Genomic DNA, 20,860 nt, shown 5'->3' on the forward strand with positions numbered 1-20,860 from the left:
CGTCCGCTTCCTCGACATCTGAGTCGGCGACAGCCGGAAACTCTGCCGGCTCGGCCCACCCGGTCTAACCCCACCCGATCACCTGATCCAACCCTGCTCGGTGCAACCGCACCCAACGCTGCTCGGTCCAATCCGGCTTGGTCGGCCCGGCCCGCGGCCGTGGCCCCACCTCCCCGAACCTCACCCCACCCCACCCTGTTCCTGGGAGCACACGCGTGCGCACTCCGCCTTCCGCCGGGTCCCCGCCCCGGCCCCAGCTCCGGTCCGAGTTCCCACCCAGGTCCCAGTCGGGGCCTGGCGCCCAGCCCGCGTCCGGGCTTCCGTCCCAGCCCCGTCACCAGGCAACCGACGGTTCCCACTACAGCGCCCGCCACCTGCTTGTCCTCGAAGGGCTTGAGGCCGTCCGCAAGCGCCCCGGCATGTACATCGGGTCCACCGACGGCCACGGCCTCATGCACTGCCTGTGGGAGATCTTCGACAACTCCGTCGACGAGGCGCTGGGCGGGCACTGTGACCACATCGAGGTCGTCCTCCACCAGGACTCCTCCGTGGAGGTCCGGGACAACGGCCGCGGCATCCCCGTGGACATCGAGCCCAGGACCGGTCTGTCGGGCGTCGAGGTCGTCATGACCAACCTGCACGCCGGCGGCAAGTTCGGCGGCGGCTCGTACGCGGCTTCCGGCGGGCTGCACGGCGTCGGCGCCTCCGTCGTGAACGCCCTCTCCGCCCGCCTGGACGTCGAAGTGGACAGGGCCGGCCACACCCATGCCATGAGCTTCCGCCGCGGGACGCCCGGCCACTACTCAGGGCCAGGCGCTGACGCCGACTTCACCCCGGGCGGAGGGCTGCGCAAGCGGAAGGCGAGGGGGCGTGACGCGCGGGGCACGGGTAACCGCACGCGGTTCTGGGCGGATCGGCAGGTCTTCGGCGAGGGCGCCGACATCGCGGCGGACGTGCTCGCCCGGCGGGCCCGCCAGACCGCCTTCCTCGTACCCGGGCTGACCATCGTCGTCCGCGACGAACGCGGTGCCCGGACCGCCGGCCCGACCGAGGAGACGTTCCGCTCTGACGGGGGGCTCGGCTCGTTCTGCGCGTACCTCGCCCGGGGCGAGGCCGTCTGTGACGTGCTGCGCCTGACCGGCACGGGGACCTTCAAGGAGACCGTCCCGGTGCTCGACGAACGGGGCCGGTCGACGCCCACCGCGGTCACCCGCGAACTCGGCGTGGACGTCGCCCTGCGCTGGGGCACGGGGTACGAGACCGACGTCATGTCCTTCGTCAACGTCATCGCCACCCCCAAGGGCGGCACCCACCTCGCCGGCTTCGAACGTGCGCTCACCAGGACGGTGAACGAGGCCCTGCGCACGACGAGGCTGCTGCGCACCGCCGATGGCGACGTGGCCAGGGAGGATGTTCTGGAGGGCATGACGGCGGTGGTCGCCGTCCGGCTGGCCGAGCCGCAGTTCGACGGTCAGACGAAGGAGGCACTCGGCACCCCGGCGGCCACCCGGATCGTCGCCGCCGTGGTCGCCGAAGGGCTCGGTCGCTTCCTGGCCGCCACCGAACGCGCCGACCGGCGGCAGGCCCGTGCCGTACTGGAGAAGGTCGCCGCAGCCGCCAGGACCCGGATCGCCGCCCGCCAGCACAAGGAGGCGCAGCGACGCAAGACCGCGCTCGAATCCTCCGCGCTGCCCGCCAAGTTGGCCGACTGCCGCGAAGACGACGCGGCGCGCAGCGAACTCTTCATCGTCGAGGGTGACTCCGCGCTCGGCACCGCCAAACTCGCTCGCGACTCCGCATTCCAAGCGCTGCTGCCGGTCCGGGGCAAGATCCTCAACGTCCAACGGTCCTCGGTCGCCGACATGCTGAAGAACGTCGAGTGCCGGGCGATCATCCAGGTCCTGGGGGCGGGCTCGGGCCGGACCTGCGACGCTGCCGCCGCTCGGTACGGGAAGGTCATCCTGCTCGTGGACGCTGATGTGGACGGCGCGCACATCCGCTGCCTGCTGCTGACGCTCTTCCAGCGCTACTTGCGCCCGTTGGTCGAAGCGGGCCGGGTCTTCGCCGCTGTGCCGCCGCTGCACCGCGTCCAACTCATCCGGCCACAGCCGAGCCAGGACGCGTACGTGTACACGTACTCCGATGACGAACTGCGCACGACCCTGCGGGAGTTCCGGCGCAACGGCATCAGGTACGCGGAGTCCGTCCAGCGCTACAAGGGCCTCGGTGAGATGGACGCCGACCAACTCGCCGAGACCACCATGGACCCCCCGCCACCGCACCCTGCGCCGGATCACCATCGGCGACCTGGACGCGGCAGAGTCGGTCTTCGAACTGCTCATGGGCAACGAGGTGGCACCGCGCAAGGAATTCATCACCCGCTCCGCCACCACCTTGGACCGCTCCCGGATCGACACCTGAACCAGCGTGGCCTTCCACGTCGCCACCCGCGGCACGGGCCGGCCCCTGCCGGGGTCAGGGATCGGGCGGCCGTGACACTGAGGAAGGCGGGGCGCCACGCCGGGCAGGCCGCGCCCTCCTCGGCCGCCCGGGCAGCGGGCCCGGTGTCCGCGGCCCGGCGAGGGCTACCGGTCGCTGGAGAGCGCTTCGATCAACTCGCCCGCCTGCGCGTCGGGCAGCGCCTTCGCGGCGTCGGCCAGTGCCACCATGCCCACCAGGTCGTGGCCGTCGATGACCGGCAGGCGACGCACCTTGTGCTGCTTCATCGTGGCCAGCACCTCATCGACACCGTCGTCGGCGCCGATCGTCACCGCTTCGCCCTGGGCCAAGTCGCCCGCGGGGGTGTGGCGTGGGTCCTTGCCGGCGCCGAGTACCTTGACCACGATGTCGCGGTCGGTGAGCACGCCCTTGAGCTTGTTGTCCGTACCGCAGATGGGGAGGGCGCCCACCCCGAGGGCGGTGAGTTTCTCCGCGCCGCGCTGCACGGTCTCGCTCGTCTGGATGCACGTCGCGTCGGGGGTCATGATGTCGCGCGCGGTCCTCACGTCGGTCACCACCATCTCGCTCTGTCGAGCGTGTCGGATTCGGGAACACCGGCCGGGTGCCCGAGGGCCACCGAGCCAAACGACCGATGCCTGCACGGGCAGGGACGGTCCCGTACGGCAGGCGGGCACGGCTCAGCCGGCGCCCACCCGCGGCAGCGGGCAGACGCCGGATGGAGGCGGTGGGCGCGCCCGCCCGGCTACGGTCGGCTGCCCACTCCGGTCGCCACCTCCCGCAGCCTGCCGCCGGGGAGGCTGCCGGCCAGGGGCGGGGTCGGTGCGCCGAGCGGCTCGCGCAGCCCGCGCAGGAACTCCGCAAGCGTCTGCGCGGAGCCGTACCGGGGCACCCAATCGAGTTCCGCAGCGGCCCGGGCCGTGTCCATGACCGGCAGCCGCAGCACCGTACGGAGCAGGCCCGGCGTCGCCGGCACGAGGTGCAGACGCCACAGTGCGGACACGGCGGCCGTCGCCGCGGTCGCCGGAACCCGTACCACCCTGGCCCTGAGCAGCCTGCCGAGCAGCGCCGCGTCGACCACCGGCGCGGTGGCGAGGTTGAAGGCCCCGCGCACCGGCCGCAGGACGGCCTGCACGAAGGCCGCCGCGGCGTCATCGGTGTGCACCACCTGGAAGCGCAGCCCCGGCAGGTCCGGCACGACGGGCACCAGACCGGGACGCAACAGGGTGCCGGGGACGAACGGTCCGGCGAACAGCCGGCGCTGCTCGGGGGAGGCCGACCGTTGGAACACGAACCCCGGCCGCATCCGCACCACCCGCATTTGCGGGTGCGCGTGCTCGACGGTGTCCAGTACGCGTTCCACGTACGCCTTCTCGCGCGGGTACGCCGCCTCCGGCCAGCCGTGCGTGGGCCACGCCTCGTCCACGGGCCGGTCCTTGGGACCGGGCGAGTAGGCGCCGACCGACGAGGAGTAGACGAGCGTGGGCACCCGGGCGGCTGCTGCGGCCCGGAAGACCCGTTCGCTGCCCGCGACGTTGGTGCGCCAGGTGGTGAGTGGGTCGTGCGTCGGTTGGAACAGCCAGGCCAGGTGGATCACCGCGTCCGCGCCCGCGAAGTGCTCCGCGAGGTCCGTCGCCGCGTCACCCACGTCGACCTGCCGCCACTGGGTCTTGGGCGGGGCCCAGTCGGGGCGACGGCGGGCCAGGCCGCGGATCGAGCCGACCCGCGGGTCGGCGGCCAGGGCCCGTACCACGCCGGTGCCGATGTTCCCGGTGGCGCCGACCACCACCACGGTGAGCGGGTGGCCCTCGGGTGAGACTGGGGGAGTCATGAAAGTGGTCCCTTCGGATGTCGGGCCCGGCCCGCGGACGACGCGACCGGCCCCGCCGCCCCCGGCGGGGAGCCGCCGCGCGTCGGCCCGCGGGGGACCGCGCCCTCCGCGCCCTTGCCCGGCCGTATCACTCGGCGCCGTCGGTGTCCCCGGCCCCGGTGCCACCGGGGTCAGCGGCCTGGCGCTGGGCGTGTGGGCTGGGGGTGAGGGTGTCGCCGGCTTCGCTGTCCCGTTCGTCCGGGTTCTCGTCGGTCACGTCCCGCTCGGCGTCCTCGACGGCGCGCTCCACTGTCTCCGCGGCCGTTTCGCCGTCCCTGCGGTCCTCCACGTGCGCTCCCTCCTCTCGTGCGCCTGCCGCGTCGGCCCCTCTGGCGCCTGGAGGGCACCGCGGTCGGGCCGGCGCGGCAGGCCACTGCCTAATCCGGTGGTTCGTCCACGTCGGGGTCGCCCGTCGGCCGTCGGCCCACGGGCGTGTCCGTGGCCGGTGGGGGCCTCCCCTGCGCGTCGGTGTCCGCCTCGGGCACGTCGACGGTGGGCGGCAGGTCGGGCGTCAACGGCGCCTCGTCCGTCCCCTCCGCCTCCTCCGTTCGCGAGCGTTCCGCCTCCTCGGTCGCCGCGGGGGGCCGCGGTTCTTCTTCACGCATGTCGGCCGGGTACCCAGGGACCGCGCCCTGACGCATTCCAGCCCAGGCCGCTCGTGGTGCGCCCACCGGGACCCGGGCGTGGCCCGAGTGTGGGGCCTCGGCCGGATGCCCCCGCCCCGGCCGCCGCCGGGCCGCCAGCGCGCAGGTTTGTCGGTGGGCTGGGCGGGGACCCGGCGTCATCGGAGCGGTTTCGCCCGCCCCGGTACGCACCGGCACCCGCTAAGGAGTGAGCCATGAGGGCCCTGACCTGGCACGGCCAACGCGATGTCCGGGTGGACACCGTGCCCGACCCGCGCATCACCGAGCCGACCGACATCCTCGTACGCGTCACCTCAAGCGGGATCTGCGGTTCGGACCTCCATCTCTACGAGGTGCTCGGCCCCTACCTGGAGGAGGGGGACGTCCTCGGCCACGAGCCGATGGGCATCGTGGAGGAGGTGGGCAGCGAGGTCACCGCCGTGGCGCCGGGGGACCGGGTGGTGATCCCCTTCAACGTCTCGTGCGGGACGTGCTGGATGTGCGACCAAGGGTTGCAGTCACAGTGCGAGACCACTCAGGTACGCGAACGCGGAATGGGGGCCTCCCTGTTCGGCTACACCAAGCTCTACGGCCAAGTCCCGGGAGGGCAGGCGGAGTTGATGCGGGTTCCGTTCGGCAACACCCTTCCCGTCAAGGTGCCGCACGGCCCGCCGGACGACCGGTTCGTGTACTTGTCCGACGTGCTGCCCACGGCCTGGCAGGCGGTGGCGTACGCGGACGTCCCCCTGGGCGGGAGCGTCACCGTGCTGGGGCTCGGACCGATCGGCGACATGGCCGCCCGCATCGCACTGCACCAGGGGGCGGGCCAGGTCTTCGGGGTGGACCTGGTGCCTGAGCGACTGGCCAGGGCACGGGCGCGGGGCGTGCACGTGCTCGACCTCGCCGTCTACGGCAAGGAGTTGGGGGAGGAGGTGCGGCGCCACACCGACGGGCGCGGCACCGACGCGGTGATCGAGGCGGTCGGCATGGAGGCCCACGGCCCCACCGGCGTCAAGACCGCACAGCGCCTGGTGGGCATGTTGCCCGGGGGCCTGGGCCAGAAGGTCATGGGCCGTGCCGGGATGGACAGCATGTCGGCGTTCAACCTGGCCGTCGACGTGGTGCGGCGCGGCGGCACCATATCCGTCAGCGGCGTCTACGGCGGCGCGGTGGACCCGGTGCCGATGCTGACCCTCTTCGACAAGCAGATCCAGTTGCGCATGGGCCAGGCCAACGTCAGGCACTGGGTCGACGACATCCTGCCCCTGCTCGACGAGCGCGACGTGCTGGGCGTGGACGCCTTCGCCACCCACCGGCTGCCCCTGGAACAGGCCCCGGACGCCTACCGCACGTTCCAGGCCAAGGAGGACGGCATGGTCAAGACGTTGCTGACCATCTGAGCGACCTGGACCCGGGCCCGGCCCCCGACCTGGCCCCGGGCCGCCCCGCGGGGCCGCCGCCGTGACGCCACCCGGAGGCTGGCGTGCACCACCCCCGCCTCCGCGGAGCCCCAAGACGGGCGTCGTCACGGCGCCGACGGCGGGGCGCGTGGCGGACGCGGGCCACGGCGCGGCCCCCACGCACCCCCTTCGCTCAGCCCTCCGGCGCGAGCGTGGCCGCCAGCGCGGTCTGTACGTCCGCACTGGCTCCGCGCCGGAACGCCTCCTCGTACTGCACGTCACCGGCCGCGGCCCGCGCCGCGCGCTCGAACTCCTCGCTCACCGCCCGCACTTCCGGCGTGCCGCGCTCCGCGTCGCCGACGGTGCGCCAGTAGGCCCGGCCGAGCCCGTAGAGCTGGGCGGCGCGCACCCCGTCGCCCTGGGCCGCGGTGGAGGCCGCCAGTAGGTCGAGGCCCAGCGCGATGCCGAAGCTGTCGCCCATCTGCTGCTTGCCCGACAACATGGCCCGGGCGTGCTCCGCCGCCTCCCGCGGGCGGTCCGACAGCAGGGCTATCAGGGCGAGTTGGTGCTCCACGTAGGCTCGTGTCCAGTACTCGCCGATCTCCGCGCAGCCGCGCCGTAGCCGCAACGCCTCGGTACGGGCCTCACCGAGCTGACCGAGCGCGGTGAGCGCGTACACGTGCGCGAGGTGGCAGCGGAGCCGGGAGGCGGAGTCGAAGGGTTGGCCCGGGATGCTGGTCAGCGCGTGCCGGGTGAGCAGCCTGGCCAGCAGCGGTTCCCCGCGCAGCAGCGAGTTGAGGCCGGCGAGGTAGGCCGCGGCGAGTTGTGCCTCGTCGTCCTCGCTGGCCTGGGCCGCGTAGGCGCACTGGTCGCTGAGTTCCTTCGCCGTCAGGTACTCGCCCTGGAGGGTGAGGGTGACTCCCAGTGCCCACAGCCCGCGGGTGCGCTCGGGGCTCGGCGCCGGGCACGACTCCAGGGCGCGTTCCAGATAGTCGCGCGCCTCACGCAGATGGCCGCAGCAACTCCAGAAGTAGCCCACGAGACCGGCCAGCTCCAACGCCCGTACGGGGGCGGTGGCCAGCAGGTGCTCCAGGGCGGCGCACAGGTCCAAGAGCGCGTCGGAGATCCGGCCGTACCACCTGACCTGGTCGGTGCTGAGCCAGCCCGCGTCGGCGCTGCGCGCCAGGCCGATGAAGTACTCGGCGTGCCGGTCGGCCAGCATCGTCGACTCGCCCGCCGCGCCGAGCCAGCCGTGCCCGTACTCGCGCACGGTGTCCAGCAGCCGGTAGCCGTCGCCGTCCCGGCTCACCACGGACTTGACGAGCAGCCCGCCGAGCGCGGTGCGCACGGCGGCCACGGGCAGTTGGCCGTCCGCGCAGACCGTCTGCGCCTCGGCCAGGTCGAAGGCGCCGCGGAAGACGGCGAGCCGCGCCCACAGCAGCCGCTCGTCCGCAGTGCACAGTGCATGGCTCCAACCCAGGGCGGTACGCATCGTCTGGTGCCGCTGCGGCCACACCCGATCGGGATGTTCGAGCACGTCGAGTCGGGAGCCGAGCCGCGCGCAGACACCCTCAAGCGACTGGCGCCCGGCCTGGGCCGCGGCCAACTCCAGGGCGAGCGGGATGCCCTCAAGGCGCCGGCACAGCGCGCGGGCCGCCGCCGACTGCCCCTCGACCCTGCCGGCCGCGGGGCCCGGTAGCGCCGCCTTCAGCCGCTGCGTGAACAGGGCCAGCGCGTCCGGGCCTTCGGCGGGCAGCGGCAGCACCTCGAAGACCCGCTCCCCGGGCAGTTCGAGCGGCTGCCTGCTGGTGGCGAGCAGGGTCAACCCGGGCGCGGTCATCAACAGATCGCCCACCAGGTGCCGGCAGGACTCGACCAGGTGCTCACAGGAGTCGAGCACCAGCAGGAGACGCTTGTCGGCGAGCCACTCGCACAGGTCCTCCACCGGTATGCCCGGGGTGTGGTCCAACAGGTCCACCGCGTCGGAGACCGTAGCGAGCAGTAGCCGGTCACCGTCCAGCGGCGACAGGTCGGCCCACCACACCCCGTCGGGGTAGCGCGGCGCCGCGCGGGCAGCAGCGCGCAGCGCAAGCCGTGTCTTGCCCACGCCGCCGGTACCGGTCAGCGTGACCAGCCGGTCGACGCCGAGCGCGCCCGCCAACCTGGCCAGTTCAGCCTCGCGTCCTACGAAGCTGGTCGTCTCTTCGGGAATATGCCCCACCACGGGCACATTCTGTCCCACGGCGCGCCCGGGACGGCAACCACGCGGACGGGCCTGCTGGAGCGCGGGAGACGCCCGGTGGCGTGCGCGCGGGGCGGCGTGCCCCTTGGCCCGGGGCCATCTAGTCTTCCCCCGGTGGGGGCAAAGAACGACCCGTTTGCCGCACAGCAACCGGCCTGGTCGAGTGGCCTACCGGACACCAGGACGAATGCGACCCCTGCTTCCCAGACACCTCCCGGCCGACCTCTCCGCTGTCGGCAGCGGCTCGCCGCGGCTCACAACCGGAACGCGAGACGGATCTCGTTCCGGGCGTGGACGCGGGGAACTACGGGTGTCAGCCGCTGGCCCGGGTGCCCGGCCGTCGCCCCACATGGCGCGTCCTGCTTGCGCCTTGGGCGATGGCATATGCCCTGGTCATCATGGTGAGAGTGGGGCCTTGTCGCCCTCAAGTCGGGTGTATGAAGCGGCAACTACCCTATTGGCTCGTCGCTTTCGAGTGGGGCAGCGGCGCGGCCGGGCGCTGGTACGGGGCGGTGCGGGCGGAGAAGCGGAACCGTCGGCGTGTCGTCGGGTGCGGGACATTCCCGTGCCCATGCCTGACGCGGCGTCATGGTGCGGGCTCGGGGCGGGGGTGCGCCGGGGAGCAACGGGAGGTGGGGGCGAGGGCCGCGCGCGCCGTGGGTGGCACCAAGGGGCCGGGCGGGCGATCCGGCGGTCGCTTCCGCCGGCCGCGGCCTCGGGTGTGGCGGAACGGCAGCGGGGTGCACGGGCGGGGCGCCCCGGCGCGTAGGAGTGCGCGGGCGGGGCGCGTATGCGGTGCGCTCCTTGCGGGGTGGTGTGTGCGCTGGTGGGGAGGGGGTGGGGCCGGGCTGGCGTGTTCCGGGAGGCGTGGCGGCGGACGGCAGGCCAACGGGGTTGTCTCGATGGGAGGTTGGGGGTGCGCGTCGGGGGCTGGCCGAGGGCGAGCGGCGGTGCGGAGCGGCCCGGCGGCGTCCGAGTGGGGACGGCCGCCGGGCCCGGTGGTCACCGCGCGCCGGCCAGGGTGCCGTGGTCACGGCTCGGGTGGTTCACGGCTCGCCGGTCACCGCTCGGTGGCTACCGCGCAGTGGTTACTGCTGCTCGGTGGGTCCCGTAGGTCCCGCGGGCCCAGCGGCCGTGGTGCCGAAGCGGGCCGTCGTCTCGTCCTGGTGCAGGCGTTGCAGCCCGGCCTTCTCCAACACCCGGACCGACGCGGGGTTGGCCAGTTCCACGTCGGCGTGGACCGCGTGGACCTCGGGGGCCGTCAGGGCGAACGCCACGATGGCCCGGGCCGCTTCGGAGGCGTAACCCCGTCCGCGACGCGATGCGACGACCCCGTACCCGAACTCGACGTGCCCGTCGGTCGGCGGCCAGAAGAGGCCGATGGCGCCCACCACCTGGCCGGTTTCGCGCTCGATAATCTGGCGCTGGCCGTAGCGGCCCAGGCCGTCCGGATGGGTGGTGAGGTAGCCGGCGATGACGCGGTCGCCCTCGGCGGGGAAGTCCGCCGCCCAGTGTGCGCGCCGTACGGACTCCACGACCGCGGCGACCTCGGCCACGGACCACTGCCGCAGCAGGAGGCGTTCGGTGACGAGGTCCGTGGCGATCGGCTCGGCGGCCGGTACGGGCACGTCGGCGGAGGTGGCGGCGGAAGGGACGGAGCCGGTGGAACTAGCAGACATGTGACACTCCTGGTCGTGGAACGACCGGGCCGCTCATCAGCCGCGGCGACCCGGAAAAGGGCATGCTGACGACGTCACGGACCGGGCCATATGCATCAACCTCCCTGATCGGCGCGGGGGCGGACCACCACACATAAGTTGTCGGGTACACGCCGGCTCGGACAAGTGATCAACATACCAGTCGGGGTGTGTCGTGACCGGGGACGGGCACCGCACCGTGGTCGGCCTCCCGCCGGCACCACGTACGGGTGGCCGCCGGCGTCCCCGAGTTGACCATGCCGGATCTCGTAGGGGGCGATCGATGGACGGGCAGGGCCGCGTGACGATGACCGACGGGGCACGGCTGTGGTGGACGGCGCAGGGGGAGCCCGGGCGGCAGCCGCCGGTGGTCCTGCTGCACGGCGGCCCCGGGCTGCCGGACTACCTGGGCGAGGTCGCCGCCATGGTCGCCGACCTCACCCCCGTCCACCGGTACGACCAGCGCGGTACGGGCCGATCCGCCTGGTCCGGCCGCCATGGGCTGGCCAGGCACGTCGCCGATCTCGCCGAACTCCTCGACGCATGGCGGGCGCCCCGGGCGGTGTTGGTCGGGCACTCCTACGGCGCCGACCTGGCCAGCAGGTTCTGCCTCGCGCACCCCGATCGGGTGGCGGCGCTGCTGCTGATGTGCGGGCCGTTCGTCGGCGGGTGGCGCGCCGGCTACCGGGCGGCGCGCGACGGGCGGATGACGACGGCGCAGCGCGACCGGCTCGGGGCGCTGAAGCGGCTGGCGCGGCGTACGGAGGAACAGGAGATCGAGTTGCTCACGCTGGCCTGGTGCACCGACCACGCCGACCTCGAACGTGGCTGGCGCTGGGCGGCCCAGGGCGCCAGGTCGCGGCGGCCCGTCAACTGGGCCATGAACGCCGAACTCGGCGCGGCGGGCCGGGCGGACCCGCTCGACGCGCATCTGACCGAGCTGCGTGCCCGGTTGCCCGAGCGCACCGAACTCCTCGGCGGCGTCGAGGACCCGCGGCCCCTGGCGGCCCTCGAAGCGCTCGCACTGCGGCTCGACCGCCCGCTGATCCGCATCGCGGACGCCGGGCACGAGCCCTGGCGGGAGCAGCCCGCGACGGTCCGTACCCACCTGCGGTGCTTCGTACGGGCCGCGGTGGCGGGATAGGCGGGCGCGGCGGCGGCCCGGGGCGGGCTCTGCCGGTGCCGGCGGGGCGCCCGTACCGTCGCGCGGTGCAGCCGGGTTGCCGTTGACGGGGGTCGGGGCCGGGACCTGAGCAGGGGTTTCGCCCCGGGCCCGGCCCCGGGGCGTTCAGGGCGCGGGTAGGCGGAGGGCCAGCATGGCGATGTCGTCGCGGCCGGTCTGGGCCGGGTGGGCCAGCAGGTCGTCGCAGAAGACGTCCAGCGGTTCCCTGGCCAGCGCGGCGGCGTGGCGGCGCAGCCGGTCGAGCCCCTGGCCCAGGTCCTCGTCGGGCCGTTCCACCAGGCCGTCGGTGTACAGCAGCAGCGTGCAGCCGCGCGGCAGCGGGCGCACGCTGCTGTTGCGCGGCTCCTCGGGGCTGAGCCCGCCGAGCAGGATGTCCTGTGCGTCGTCCAGGAAGGTCGCGTCGCCCTCCCAGGTGACCAGCAGCGGCGGCGGGTGGCCGGCCACCGAGTAGTTCAACTGCCACGGCCCGCCCGGTGGACCCTCCACCCGGGCCAGCACACAAGTGGTGGTGGACTCCTGCGGGCTGAGGACCAGGGTGTTCACGTCCAGGCGGCGCAGGATGTCGCCGGGCGGCTCCTCCCGGTCCACGGCCAGCGCCCGCAGCATGTTGCGGGTGCGGCTCATCGTGACGGCGGCGTCCAGGTCGTGCCCGGCGACGTCGCCGATGATGAGCACCGTGGCGCCGTCGAGCAGGACGAATGCGTCGTACCAGTCGCCCCCGACCTCGGCTGCCGCGGGGCTGGCCAGATAGCGCGCGGCGATGGTGAGGTCGGGGACCTCGGGCGGCGGGGTGAGCAGGCTGTGTTGGAGGGCGCGGGCGACCTGTTGGGTGCGCTGGAGTTGCAGCGCCCGGCTGAGCGGGGTGTGCGCCCGCTCGAACAACTCCCGCATCAGATCCCGGTCGGCCTGTGAGATGGGGTCGCGGTCGCCGCAGACGAACGCCGCGACCACCGCCACCACCTCGCCGTCCACCAGCACCGGTAACACCGCACCGCTGTGCGCCCCCATCTGGCGCAACCAGGCCACGGCGCCCGGCGCGGCGAAGTCCGCCGGCACGGCCCCGGGCGGGAACGAGGCGTGCGACGGCTGCCGTTCGCGCACCACCCGGGCCATGGTGTGCCGGGCCCCGATCAACTCTTGAGCGCGCGGCGGCGGCCCGGGTCGCAGCCCCGGCCGTACGGTGGCCGCGATGCGCTCCATGGGCAACGGCGCCAGGTCCGTCGCACACTCGGGGCCGGAGAACTCGCCGAGCACGTAGATGGCGCACTCGTCGGCCAGCGCGGGCACCAGCACCGTGCTCAACACGGCGAACGCCTCCGATGCGGTGGGCGACTCGGTGGCGGCCCGGGCCGCGCGCCTGATCAGTTCGGAGCGCCGCTCCGCGAGCCAGCGTTCCTCGATGTCGGTGCAGGCGCCGACCCACTCCAGCACCCGCCCGTCCTCGCGCACCGGGACCGCGTGCAACTCGCAGTGCCGGTAGCTGCCGTCCGCATGGCGCAGCCGGTACGCGTACTGGAACAGGTCGGGCGCCTCCTCGACGGCCCGGAACCACGCGCGGGTGAGCCCGTCCCGGTCGTCGGGGTGCGCCGTCTCCAGCCAGCCCCGGCCGCGGATGGCCGCCCGCGGCTGGCCGGTCGCCCGCTCCCAGGCCGCGCTGGTCTCCACCACCAGGCCGCGCGCATCGCTGACCCACACCTGCTGGGTCAGGGCCGTGGTCAGGCTCTCGTAACGGCGCAACACCCGGCGCCGCTCCTCGGAGAGCACCCGGGTGCGCTCGGCCGCGGTGACCCGTTCGGTCTCCTCCACCACGACCAGCAGCAGCCCCGGCTCGTGGTCCGCGAGTTCGATCCTGGTGGCGCTGAAGGACAGATAGCGCTGGAGGCCGTCGCCGGCTGCGTGCGGTGCGCCGGGGGAGTCGCCCACGGTGAACGGAATGGCCGTCGCCTGGGACGGGCGGCCGGTGCGGAACGCCTCTTCCAGCAGGTCGAGGTCGGCCTGTTCGCGCAGGTCGGCGAAGAGTTCCCGGATGGGCACGCCCAGCGGCCGGTGGCCGAAGATCTGGTGGTAGGCGTGGTTCGTGTAGGCCAGCACCAGCGCTTCGCCACGGTAGACCCCCACGCCGACGGGCGCCGTGTCGAAGACCTCCAGCGGCAGGCCGCTGGAGGTGAGCTTCTCCGTATTACGCCACAAAGACGACATATCCATATCATGCGTCATGATCGTGCCCTGCTGCGTGGCATTGAGCTGCATTGCCCCTGTGCCCCGCCGTACCGCCGGTTCGGTGCGTGTCGCGGGCCGCGCCGAGGGAGGCGGTGGGGCCGGCCTTCCGCGGCCGGACCTCCTGTGGGAGCCGGCGTGGGTGCCGTGATCTTCTACGAGGGCCGGCGTGGGCGCCGCGCGTGCCGCGTGCACGCCGGGCCGGGACTGGGAAACGTGGTGTGCCCGCTGGGCGGCGCGGAAGCCGGGCGTACGACGCCGTCGAGTCGGGCAACACCTCCGCCGCCCCCGCCCCCCCTGGCCCTGTCCAAGCTGACCGGGCGCGGCGCGCTCCCCTCCGGCGCGCCGATCCTGCTGCTCGCCTTCGGTGGCGACCGCCGATTCCGTGGCCTCACCCGGGTGGTGCAGGGCAGGGGACGAGGGCGACAGGGGCGGGGGAGTGGTGCAGCAGGGCGTGGGTGACCGGGCCGAGTTGGAGGCCCAGGCCCGTGGTGCGGCGGTGGACGGCGATGACGACGACCTCCGCCGCGGACGCCGCCTCGATCAGGGTCTGTGCCGGGGCACCGGGTACGGCCCGGGTCTCCACCACAACCTGCGGGTACCGGGCCCGCCACGCGGACAGCGCGTCCGGCGCCGTCGGATCGCCCACCGGACCCGCGCCGGGCCCCGTCGGCCGGTGGCGGTCGGGGCCCTGGTGCGCGTGGACGACCAGCAGCGCGGCCCGCTGGCGGGCGGCCTCGGCGAAGGCGAAGCCGACGGCGGCCGAGTCGGCGGTGGAATCCCGAGTTGAGCCAGCAGCGGAGTCGGTGGAGGCGGCGGCGGGCTCCGGAGCCGAACGGGCCACAGAGGTAGCGGGGGTTTTGAGACCGAGCACCACGGGCCGCTCGATGGGCGGTCCGGTCCGCTCGTCCGCGCCGCGTACCACGAGCAGCGGCCGGCGGCAGTGTGCCGCGACCCGCAACGTCACCGAACCCAACAGCAGACCGGCGAACCCGCCGTGGCCGCGGGAGCCGAGCACCGTCAGGCAGGCGTCCGCCGACCTGTCGACCAGCGCGCTCGCCGCGTCCGCGGACACCGAGGTCGTCACCACGGGGAGGGCGGGATCTCGGGTCACCACCCGGCGCTCCGCCGCCGCGAGGACGTCCGATGCGTCGTCCATCGGCTCGTACGCCCCGCCCCAGGACCAGCCGTGCACGATCTCCAGCGGTACGCGCCGACGGCGGGCCTCGACCACCGCACGGTCCAGGGCCCACATCGCGGCCGGCGAACCGTCGGTGCCGACCACCACGTGGTCGCGCAGGGACGCGGGAGACGGTGGGGTCGACGGTGACGAGGGCGGTGGAGGGGGTGGAGGAGGTGGACTCATGACGCCCTTTCCGCCCGGGGCCGACCGGGCCGCGGAGCACGGAGCACGGCGACCGTGCCGGGCCCGGCCGCCCCAGGAGTTGCCTGCTGCCCGCCGCCGCCGGCGGCCGGTTCCGGAACCGGCCGCCGGCGACTGCTCTCACCGGCATGGGAACACGGCCACCAGGCCGCCCGCACCCAGGCGCGCGGCGGGCCGGCACGCTTCCCCAGCGCGGGCGGCGGCAGCCGCGTACCCGGGCCGACCGGCCTGGCTTGACCCGCCCCGAGCTGTTGGCGGCAGCGGCGGCCAACCCCGGCGGCCCGGAGCTCCTGCGGCCCGCTGGCTCAGCGGGCCCGACGGACTCCCACGGCTCACCCTCTCCACGTCCCCCGCTTCAAGGCGCCGCCTCCACGGCCCCCACGCGGCGGGGCCTGTTCCATGGCCCCGCCGCGCGGGCTGGCCAGCCACCCCGGTGCCAGCCACCCCAGTGCCAGCCAACCCAACCCGGCGTCGGCCGCCCGGTGTGAAGGAGCGGCTCAGCCAGTCGCGCCCGGCGCGGCCAGCGCCCCCTCCACCAGCCGCAACGCCGCCGCAGCCTGGGCGGCACCCGCATCGCCCGCCAGGTCAAGGGTGAAGACCGCGGCGGTCGCGGCGCGGGAGCCGTCGGCGCGTACGCCGCTCTCGGACACGGTGCCCAGATGGGTGCCGCCGTGGAACCAGACGCCGCCCGGCACGCCGCGCACCGGCCGCCAGGCGATGCCGAGCCCGTAGCGGACGCCCGTCGCCGGAATCCAGTCCGTCACGGGCACCGTCTCCCGCATCGCGGCGAGTTCGGCCGGACGCAGCAACCGGCCGCCGAGCAGTGCGCGCAAGAAGGTGCCGAGCTCCTGCGGCGTGCTGATCAGCGAGCCGTCCGCGTACCCGCCGTAGGTCAGCGTGGTGTCCGTCGGACCGCTCTGTCCGGGGAAGGTGGTGTAGGCGGTGGCCGTCGGCTGGGGCACGTACGGCGACGTGCCGGGGGTGTACGTGCGGCGCAGGCCGAGCGGTTCGATGATGCGCTCGTGCACCTCCTGCGCCCAGGAGTGGCCGGTGACCTCCTCGATGAGCAGGCCGGCCAGCGTGTAGTTGGTGTTGGAGTACGCCCAGTGGCGCTCACCGGCCGGGTCGTGCGGGCTCGGCAGCCAGGCGGGCGGCTGGCTGAGCGCCGCGGCCAACTGCTGGCGCGGGCCCTGATGGGTGAACCGGTCCTTGCGGTAGCCGTCGGGTGTCGGCGCCTCGCCGCCACCGACCGCCAGGAAGTCGTTGAGACCGCTGGTGTGCCGCAACAGGTTGGTGAGGGTGATGCGCCGCCCGTCGTTGCCGTTGCCGCGGACCAGGCCGGGCAGCCAGCGTTCGATCGGGTGGGTCAGGGTGAGCCGGCCCTCGCCGACCAGTTGCAGGGCCACCGTGGCGGTCCACGTCTTGGTGTCGCTGCCGATCCGGTAGTGGGCGTCCCACGGCACCGGTTGCCCCGTGGCGAGGTCGGCGACGCCGGCCCTGGCCGCCGCGCGACCGTCGGCGTCCTGCACCTCGGCCAGCACACCGGTTGCGCCGGCCGCCCGAATCGCGTCCACGGACCGCTGGAGCCCCGCGTCCCGGCGCGGGGCGTCCGCGCCGTCGCGACCACCGCCGTGCTCGCCGCGGCCATGGTCCTGCCCGCCGTGCCCGGCGGCCCGCGCGGATCCCGTGGCGGCGGCGCCCGCGAACAACGTCGCCGCGGCGGCCGTCACCCCGGCCCGCCGGCTGAACACCGGCCGCCCCTCCCGGGCAGGCCGCTGCTGCGCGCGCCCCGCGCCCGCCCCGCTCATCGCTCGCTCCCGGCCGGTGCGCAGGTCAGGTCGTGCTCGGGCAGCGCACCGCCGTCCAGATAGGCCCGGACGGCCTGGTCCGCGCACGTCACCGGCGTCAGCCCGTCGGCGCCCCGACCGAACACGCCGTGCGCGCGGATCTCGGCGGTCACCAGCCGGGAACCGGTGAGCTTGCGGTGCAGCGCGAGCACGCCCTCGTACGGCACGTTGTTGTCGCGGCGGGCCTGGAGCATCAGTACGGGCACGTCGTTGCCGATCGGCGTGCCGGCCTCGCGCGGCTTGGTGCGCCAGAACGCGCAGGGCGCGATGATGTTGTTGGCGAACGGCCCGAAGACGGGCTGCGTCGCCCGGCTGCGCTGCATGTTGCGCCAGTACGTGGCCGGCTCCGTGGGCCAGCCACCGGCGGGCCAGCCGCCGTCGCCGCACATGAACAGCGCCCCGCCCACCATGCTGTCGGCCAGGTCGGGGGAGCCCAGCAGTTCGAGCAGGCCCGCGAGCTCGGGGCCCGGCTTGGTCAGCGTGCCGGCGTCCGCGGCCACCAGGTCCCGGACCACGCTGGCCAGCACCGGGTCGTGCTCCTGGTGCTGGATGAACTGCCGCAGCACCAGCCGCACCAGCGGAGCGTTCAGCCGTACGCCGTCGATGACCAGCGGACGCCGCTCGGCGTGGTCGAGCACCCGCTGCACGGCGGCGCGCACCGCGGCCGGCGTGCTGCCGAGCCGGTATTCCGCGTCGTGCCCGGCCGCCCAGCCGGCCCACTCGTCCAGTGATTCCTCCAACGGCCTGCCGGCCCGCTGGAACAACTCGTACTGGCTGGCCGCCGGGTCGGTCGAGGAGTCGATGACGATCCGGTCGACCCGGCCGGGGAAGAGCTGGCTGTAGACGGCCCCGAGGTCGGCGCCGTAGGAGACGCCGTAGTAGGAGGTCTTCCGCTCGCCGAGCACGGACCGGATGGTGTCCATGTCCCTGGCCACGTTGCGGGTGGAGGCGTGCGGCAGCAACTCCACGTTGTCGCCGTGCTCCCCGCAGCGCCGCGCGGTGTCCTGCGCGGCCCGCACCGACTCGGCGAAGTCCGCGCGCGGGCTGCTGGTCGGGCCCGGCTCGGCGGCCGGGGCAGGCGGGGCGCAGCGGATCGGGCTGCTCTCGCCGAGGAAGCGCGGGTCGAAGCCGATCAGGTCGTAACGGTCGGCCACCGCGCCCAGGGACTCCCGCAGCGCCAGGGTGTACGCCAGTCCGGTGCCGCCGGGGCCGCCGGGGTTGGACAGCAGGATGCCGCGCCGCTCGCGCTGGTCCTTCGCCCTGACCCGGGAGACGGCGATCTGGATCGTCCGGCCGGTCGGCTCGGCGTAGTCCAGTGGTACCCGCACCCGGGTGCACTCGGCGCCCGCCGCGCGCAGTTCGGGTTGGTCGCTCGCACAGGGCCCCCAGGCCAGGCGCTGGTGCCGGTGGGTGGCGTCGGTCGGGGGCGCGGCGTGCTGGGCGAGGGTGGCGCTGGCGCTGGGCGCCGGGGCCGGTGGTGCGGGTTGGGCGAGGGCCGGTACGGCTCCCGCGAGTAATCCGGTCAGGCCGAGTCCGGCCGCGACCGTCGATGCGATGCGCATCGTGCTCCTTTGAAGCGGTGGGATCGATTTCGATCAGGTGGTTACGACCCGAACGACGGTAGGAGCGCAGTGATCTTCGATCCATCGGGCCACCTGGCCACTGCCACCGGGGGTAATCCCCCTGCTCAGCCCGGTTGCTGGCGGGATGCGAACGGGGTGCGCGCTCTGCTAGCGGCGCGGGTGGGTGGGTGGCGTTGCGCGCGGCGGACGGAGGCGCTGATCGGCAGGGATGCCTACCCGACCCCGGCCGGGGCTGAACCGTCGGGCGCCGAGTGGTGCGGCGAGGGCGGCCGGGGTGGGCTGGGCAGGGCTGGGGCCGATCGGTGCGGGGTGGCGGTCGTGGGGGTGCGCGGACTGTGGACGGTGATGAAGTTGCTTGTGGAGAGGGCTAGTTGGCGGATTTCGCTGCTGGTGGGGAGTGGTTGTCTTGAGCGGTGGGTGTGGGTGTGGCAGACGGCAGGGTGTGGGGGTGTCGCGGGGCGGCTGTCCCTGGGCGGTGGCGTGGGTGTGGCCCGGCCCCAGCCGGGTGACCGGGGGCCGGGCCGCACCGTGGTCAGGACTGGGGCCGACGGCCGTGGTTGGCCCGGTTCTTGCGGCGGGCCTTCTTCTTGCGGCGGCGTTTGGAGGACATGGCTTCCCCTTCTCGTTCTCGTCGAGCGGCGCGGCTCGCCCGCTGACGGGCCGCGTGGTGACCGGCCGTCATCGACCGGACTGATCGGTTGTATCGGTAATTCCCGGCAAATCGCCCGTCCGGCGCGACGGTCGGCCGGGTACCCGTCCCGTATGCCCCGCCGCGCCTGCCAGATGGCGGATGGGGTCGAGGTGGGGGGCGCCGGACCGGATGCGCTCGGCCGAGGCTCGGCCGCGGCCCTCGGCGGAGGGCGTAGGTGCCCGGACCCGGGGCGGTCGCAGGGCGGTGAGGCGGGGCTAGCGGAAGATGTGAAGGCGTTCGCACCACCGTTGAGCCGGGCGCGGGAGGGCGTGCCGCGGGCCGGGCGTCGGCCCTCGTAGCACGCCGATGACCAGCGGTTATGCCGCGTAGGGCGAAAGCCGCAGCATTGTTCATTTGGCTGTTGATCCATAATTTTTTCACATCCCCTCCAGAAAGCGGAAGTTCGTGCGAAGATTCCGTTCCCGGCCCGCCCGGGCCGGGGTGACAAGGGGAACGACGTGATACCTACGACCTTCAGATCCGCTGTGGGGGCGGCACTGACGGTGGCGGTCTCGGCTGTCCTGCTACCGGTCTCGGCGGCCAACGCCGCCGACCGCGCTGGCGCGCAGCCCCGCACCGCGGATGCCACAACCACCCGGTCCTTCGCCCGGATCGCCGACGCCGTGCTCTCCGAGCGCACGGCCGCGATCGTGGACGGCCGGCCCGCGCGGCGGGCCGCGGCGGTGGACAACGGCGCGGTGCGCCTGTCGGCCAAGCAGGCGCGGACGGAGGACGGCACCGCCTCCTCGCTCGGCAAGCGCAAGGCGCGGCTGGCCGCCCTCGGCGAGGAGTACTCCTCCGGCGACACCAAGGCCACCGTGAACAGCACCCGCATCCAGGGCAACCGGGCCACGGTGCAGGTCACCGAGACCACCCTGCTGCGCTACAAGAAGATCCGCGGCGACGAGCCGGCCACGACCGGCTTCCAGGCCCACCACGAACTCAGCCTCACCCGCACCTCGGGCGGCAAGTGGGAGCTGACCGGGCTGCGCTCGACCGACGACGGGCCGGTCGCCATCAACGCGCCCGTCGCGCCGGCGGTGACCACCGCGGACGCGCTGCCCAGCGCCACCCGCGCGGCCATCACCAAGCCCGCCACGCCGCAGAACAAGCCGCCGGGCACCGCCGGCTACGACTACAAGGCGATGGCCGCGTACACCGAGAAGTACTGGAAGGACTACAACCCCGCGTACCGGAAGTTCAACGACGCGGGCGGCGACTGCACCAACTTCGTCAGCCAGGCCCTGAAGGCCGGCGGTTGGAAGCACCAGCCGGGCAGCTACGACGACTACCGCAACTGGTGGTACGACTCCTCGTACCAGTCGCTCTCCTGGGTCGGGGTCAACGAGTGGTCCTGGTTCACGCTGCACCACAAGCGGGCCACCAACCTGTCGAACGTCTACCACATGGGCGTCGGTGACGTCATGCAGATGGACTTCGACCGGGACGGTTCCAAGGACCACTCGATGATGGTCACCTACCGGAGCGCGAGCGGCGTCCCGTACCTCACCTACCACTCGGTGAACACCTACCGGAAGTCGGTGGCGAGCATCATCGCGTCGTACCCGAACTCCCTGTACTACGCCTACCGCATCTGAACCTGACGGACGCGGCCGGCAGCGCGCCGCGGTGGGCCCCGCCCGCCCGGCGCGCACGATCCGCCCCG

General features: G+C 73.9%; 13 protein-coding genes and 2 pseudogenes. 5 read left to right on the forward strand and 10 right to left on the reverse strand.

Annotated features, from left to right (window positions below):
- Nucleotides 1–419: 419 nt before the first annotated feature.
- Nucleotides 420–2,421: pseudogene (locus tag ACMA1D_RS30985) on the forward strand (DNA gyrase/topoisomerase IV subunit B).
- 164 nt (nt 2,422–2,585) lie between these two features.
- Here the strand turns inward: ACMA1D_RS30985 and ACMA1D_RS30990 are convergent.
- From ACMA1D_RS30990 to ACMA1D_RS31005, 4 genes are all read right to left on the reverse strand, one after another.
- Nucleotides 2,586–3,005: a CBS domain-containing protein gene (locus tag ACMA1D_RS30990; RefSeq protein ID WP_414727305.1), complete on the reverse strand. Its 420-nt coding sequence runs from the start codon at nt 3,003–3,005 to the stop codon at nt 2,586–2,588.
- Between the two features lie 197 nt (nt 3,006–3,202).
- Nucleotides 3,203–4,288: an NAD-dependent epimerase/dehydratase family protein gene (locus ACMA1D_RS30995; protein ID WP_414727306.1), complete on the reverse strand. Its 1,086-nt coding sequence runs from the start codon at nt 4,286–4,288 to the stop codon at nt 3,203–3,205.
- Between the two features lie 127 nt (nt 4,289–4,415).
- Nucleotides 4,416–4,616 (reverse strand): hypothetical protein, encoded by a 201-nt coding sequence (locus ACMA1D_RS31000; protein WP_414727307.1) that lies wholly within the window; start codon nt 4,614–4,616, stop codon nt 4,416–4,418.
- 88 nt (nt 4,617–4,704) lie between these two features.
- A complete protein-coding gene (locus ACMA1D_RS31005) occupies nt 4,705–4,932 on the reverse strand; it encodes a hypothetical protein (RefSeq protein WP_414727308.1) in 228 nt (75 codons plus the stop codon).
- A gap of 233 nt (nt 4,933–5,165) precedes the next feature.
- On the opposite strand from ACMA1D_RS31005, the gene ACMA1D_RS31010 reads away from it, so the two are divergent.
- The gene (locus ACMA1D_RS31010; RefSeq protein WP_414727309.1) at nt 5,166–6,350 is read left to right on the forward strand and encodes an alcohol dehydrogenase catalytic domain-containing protein; all 1,185 of its coding nucleotides are present in this window, start codon (nt 5,166–5,168) and stop codon (nt 6,348–6,350) included.
- Between the two features lie 193 nt (nt 6,351–6,543).
- On the opposite strand, the gene ACMA1D_RS31015 is transcribed toward ACMA1D_RS31010, so the two are convergent.
- Nucleotides 6,544–8,574: an ATP-binding protein gene (locus tag ACMA1D_RS31015; protein WP_414727310.1), complete on the reverse strand. Its 2,031-nt coding sequence runs from the start codon at nt 8,572–8,574 to the stop codon at nt 6,544–6,546.
- Between the two features lie 1,106 nt (nt 8,575–9,680).
- Nucleotides 9,681–10,271, reverse strand: coding sequence for a GNAT family N-acetyltransferase (locus ACMA1D_RS31020; protein WP_414727311.1), 591 nt, complete (start codon nt 10,269–10,271; stop codon nt 9,681–9,683).
- Nucleotides 10,272–10,572: 301 nt separating this feature from the next.
- Here ACMA1D_RS31020 and ACMA1D_RS31025 point away from each other — a divergent pair, with 301 nt between their 5' ends.
- Nucleotides 10,573–11,433: an alpha/beta fold hydrolase gene (locus ACMA1D_RS31025; protein WP_414727312.1), complete on the forward strand. Its 861-nt coding sequence runs from the start codon at nt 10,573–10,575 to the stop codon at nt 11,431–11,433.
- 144 nt (nt 11,434–11,577) lie between these two features.
- Here the strand turns inward: ACMA1D_RS31025 and ACMA1D_RS31030 are convergent, their stop codons facing one another.
- Nucleotides 11,578–13,671 carry a SpoIIE family protein phosphatase gene (locus tag ACMA1D_RS31030; RefSeq protein ID WP_414727313.1) on the reverse strand — a complete coding sequence of 698 codons (2,094 nt, stop codon included), beginning with the start codon at nt 13,669–13,671 and terminating at the stop codon, nt 11,578–11,580.
- A 266-nt stretch (nt 13,672–13,937) separates the two neighbouring features.
- On the opposite strand from ACMA1D_RS31030, the pseudogene ACMA1D_RS31035 reads away from it, so the two are divergent.
- Nucleotides 13,938–14,151, forward strand: a pseudogene (locus ACMA1D_RS31035) (3-oxoacyl-[acyl-carrier-protein] synthase III C-terminal domain-containing protein); the annotation flags it as partial.
- Here ACMA1D_RS31035 and ACMA1D_RS31040 read toward each other — a convergent pair.
- The 3 genes from ACMA1D_RS31040 to ACMA1D_RS31050 form a co-directional block, all read right to left on the reverse strand.
- Complete coding sequence (locus tag ACMA1D_RS31040) at nt 14,081–15,055, reverse strand: universal stress protein (protein ID WP_414727314.1); 975 nt, start codon at nt 15,053–15,055, stop codon at nt 14,081–14,083. The pseudogene ACMA1D_RS31035 and the gene ACMA1D_RS31040 sit on opposite strands and share 71 nt — an antisense overlap.
- A gap of 515 nt (nt 15,056–15,570) precedes the next feature.
- Nucleotides 15,571–16,881 (reverse strand): serine hydrolase domain-containing protein, encoded by a 1,311-nt coding sequence (locus tag ACMA1D_RS31045; protein WP_414727315.1) that lies wholly within the window; start codon nt 16,879–16,881, stop codon nt 15,571–15,573.
- Complete coding sequence (locus tag ACMA1D_RS31050) at nt 16,878–18,482, reverse strand: alpha/beta hydrolase (RefSeq protein WP_414727316.1); 1,605 nt, start codon at nt 18,480–18,482, stop codon at nt 16,878–16,880. The genes ACMA1D_RS31045 and ACMA1D_RS31050 overlap by 4 nt, the downstream gene beginning before the upstream one ends.
- A gap of 1,170 nt (nt 18,483–19,652) precedes the next feature.
- Between ACMA1D_RS31050 and ACMA1D_RS31055 the strand changes: the two genes are divergently transcribed.
- Complete coding sequence (locus ACMA1D_RS31055) at nt 19,653–20,792, forward strand: amidase domain-containing protein (RefSeq protein ID WP_414727317.1); 1,140 nt, start codon at nt 19,653–19,655, stop codon at nt 20,790–20,792.
- The last annotated feature ends 68 nt before the right edge of the window (nt 20,793–20,860 follow it).

Source organism: Streptomyces sp. 796.1 (assembly GCF_047525675.1).
Classification (GTDB): Bacteria; Actinomycetota; Actinomycetes; order Streptomycetales; family Streptomycetaceae; genus Streptomyces.

Excerpts from the sequence above, each read along its gene's own strand:
- ACMA1D_RS31050 (WP_414727316.1), bottom strand. The coding sequence starts at position 18,482 with ATGCGCATCGCATCGACGGTCGCGGCCGGACTCGGCCTGACCGGATTA.
- ACMA1D_RS31010 (WP_414727309.1), top strand. The coding sequence starts at position 5,166 with ATGAGGGCCCTGACCTGGCACGGCCAACGCGATGTCCGGGTGGACACC.
- ACMA1D_RS31025 (WP_414727312.1), top strand. The coding sequence starts at position 10,573 with ATGGACGGGCAGGGCCGCGTGACGATGACCGACGGGGCACGGCTGTGG.
- ACMA1D_RS31005 (WP_414727308.1), bottom strand. The coding sequence starts at position 4,932 with ATGCGTGAAGAAGAACCGCGGCCCCCCGCGGCGACCGAGGAGGCGGAA.
- ACMA1D_RS31020 (WP_414727311.1), bottom strand. The coding sequence starts at position 10,271 with ATGTCTGCTAGTTCCACCGGCTCCGTCCCTTCCGCCGCCACCTCCGCC.
- ACMA1D_RS31045 (WP_414727315.1), bottom strand. The coding sequence starts at position 16,881 with ATGAGCGGGGCGGGCGCGGGGCGCGCGCAGCAGCGGCCTGCCCGGGAG.
- ACMA1D_RS31040 (WP_414727314.1), bottom strand. The coding sequence starts at position 15,055 with ATGAGTCCACCTCCTCCACCCCCTCCACCGCCCTCGTCACCGTCGACC.
- ACMA1D_RS31030 (WP_414727313.1), bottom strand. The coding sequence starts at position 13,671 with ATGTCGTCTTTGTGGCGTAATACGGAGAAGCTCACCTCCAGCGGCCTG.
- ACMA1D_RS30995 (WP_414727306.1), bottom strand. The coding sequence starts at position 4,288 with ATGACTCCCCCAGTCTCACCCGAGGGCCACCCGCTCACCGTGGTGGTG.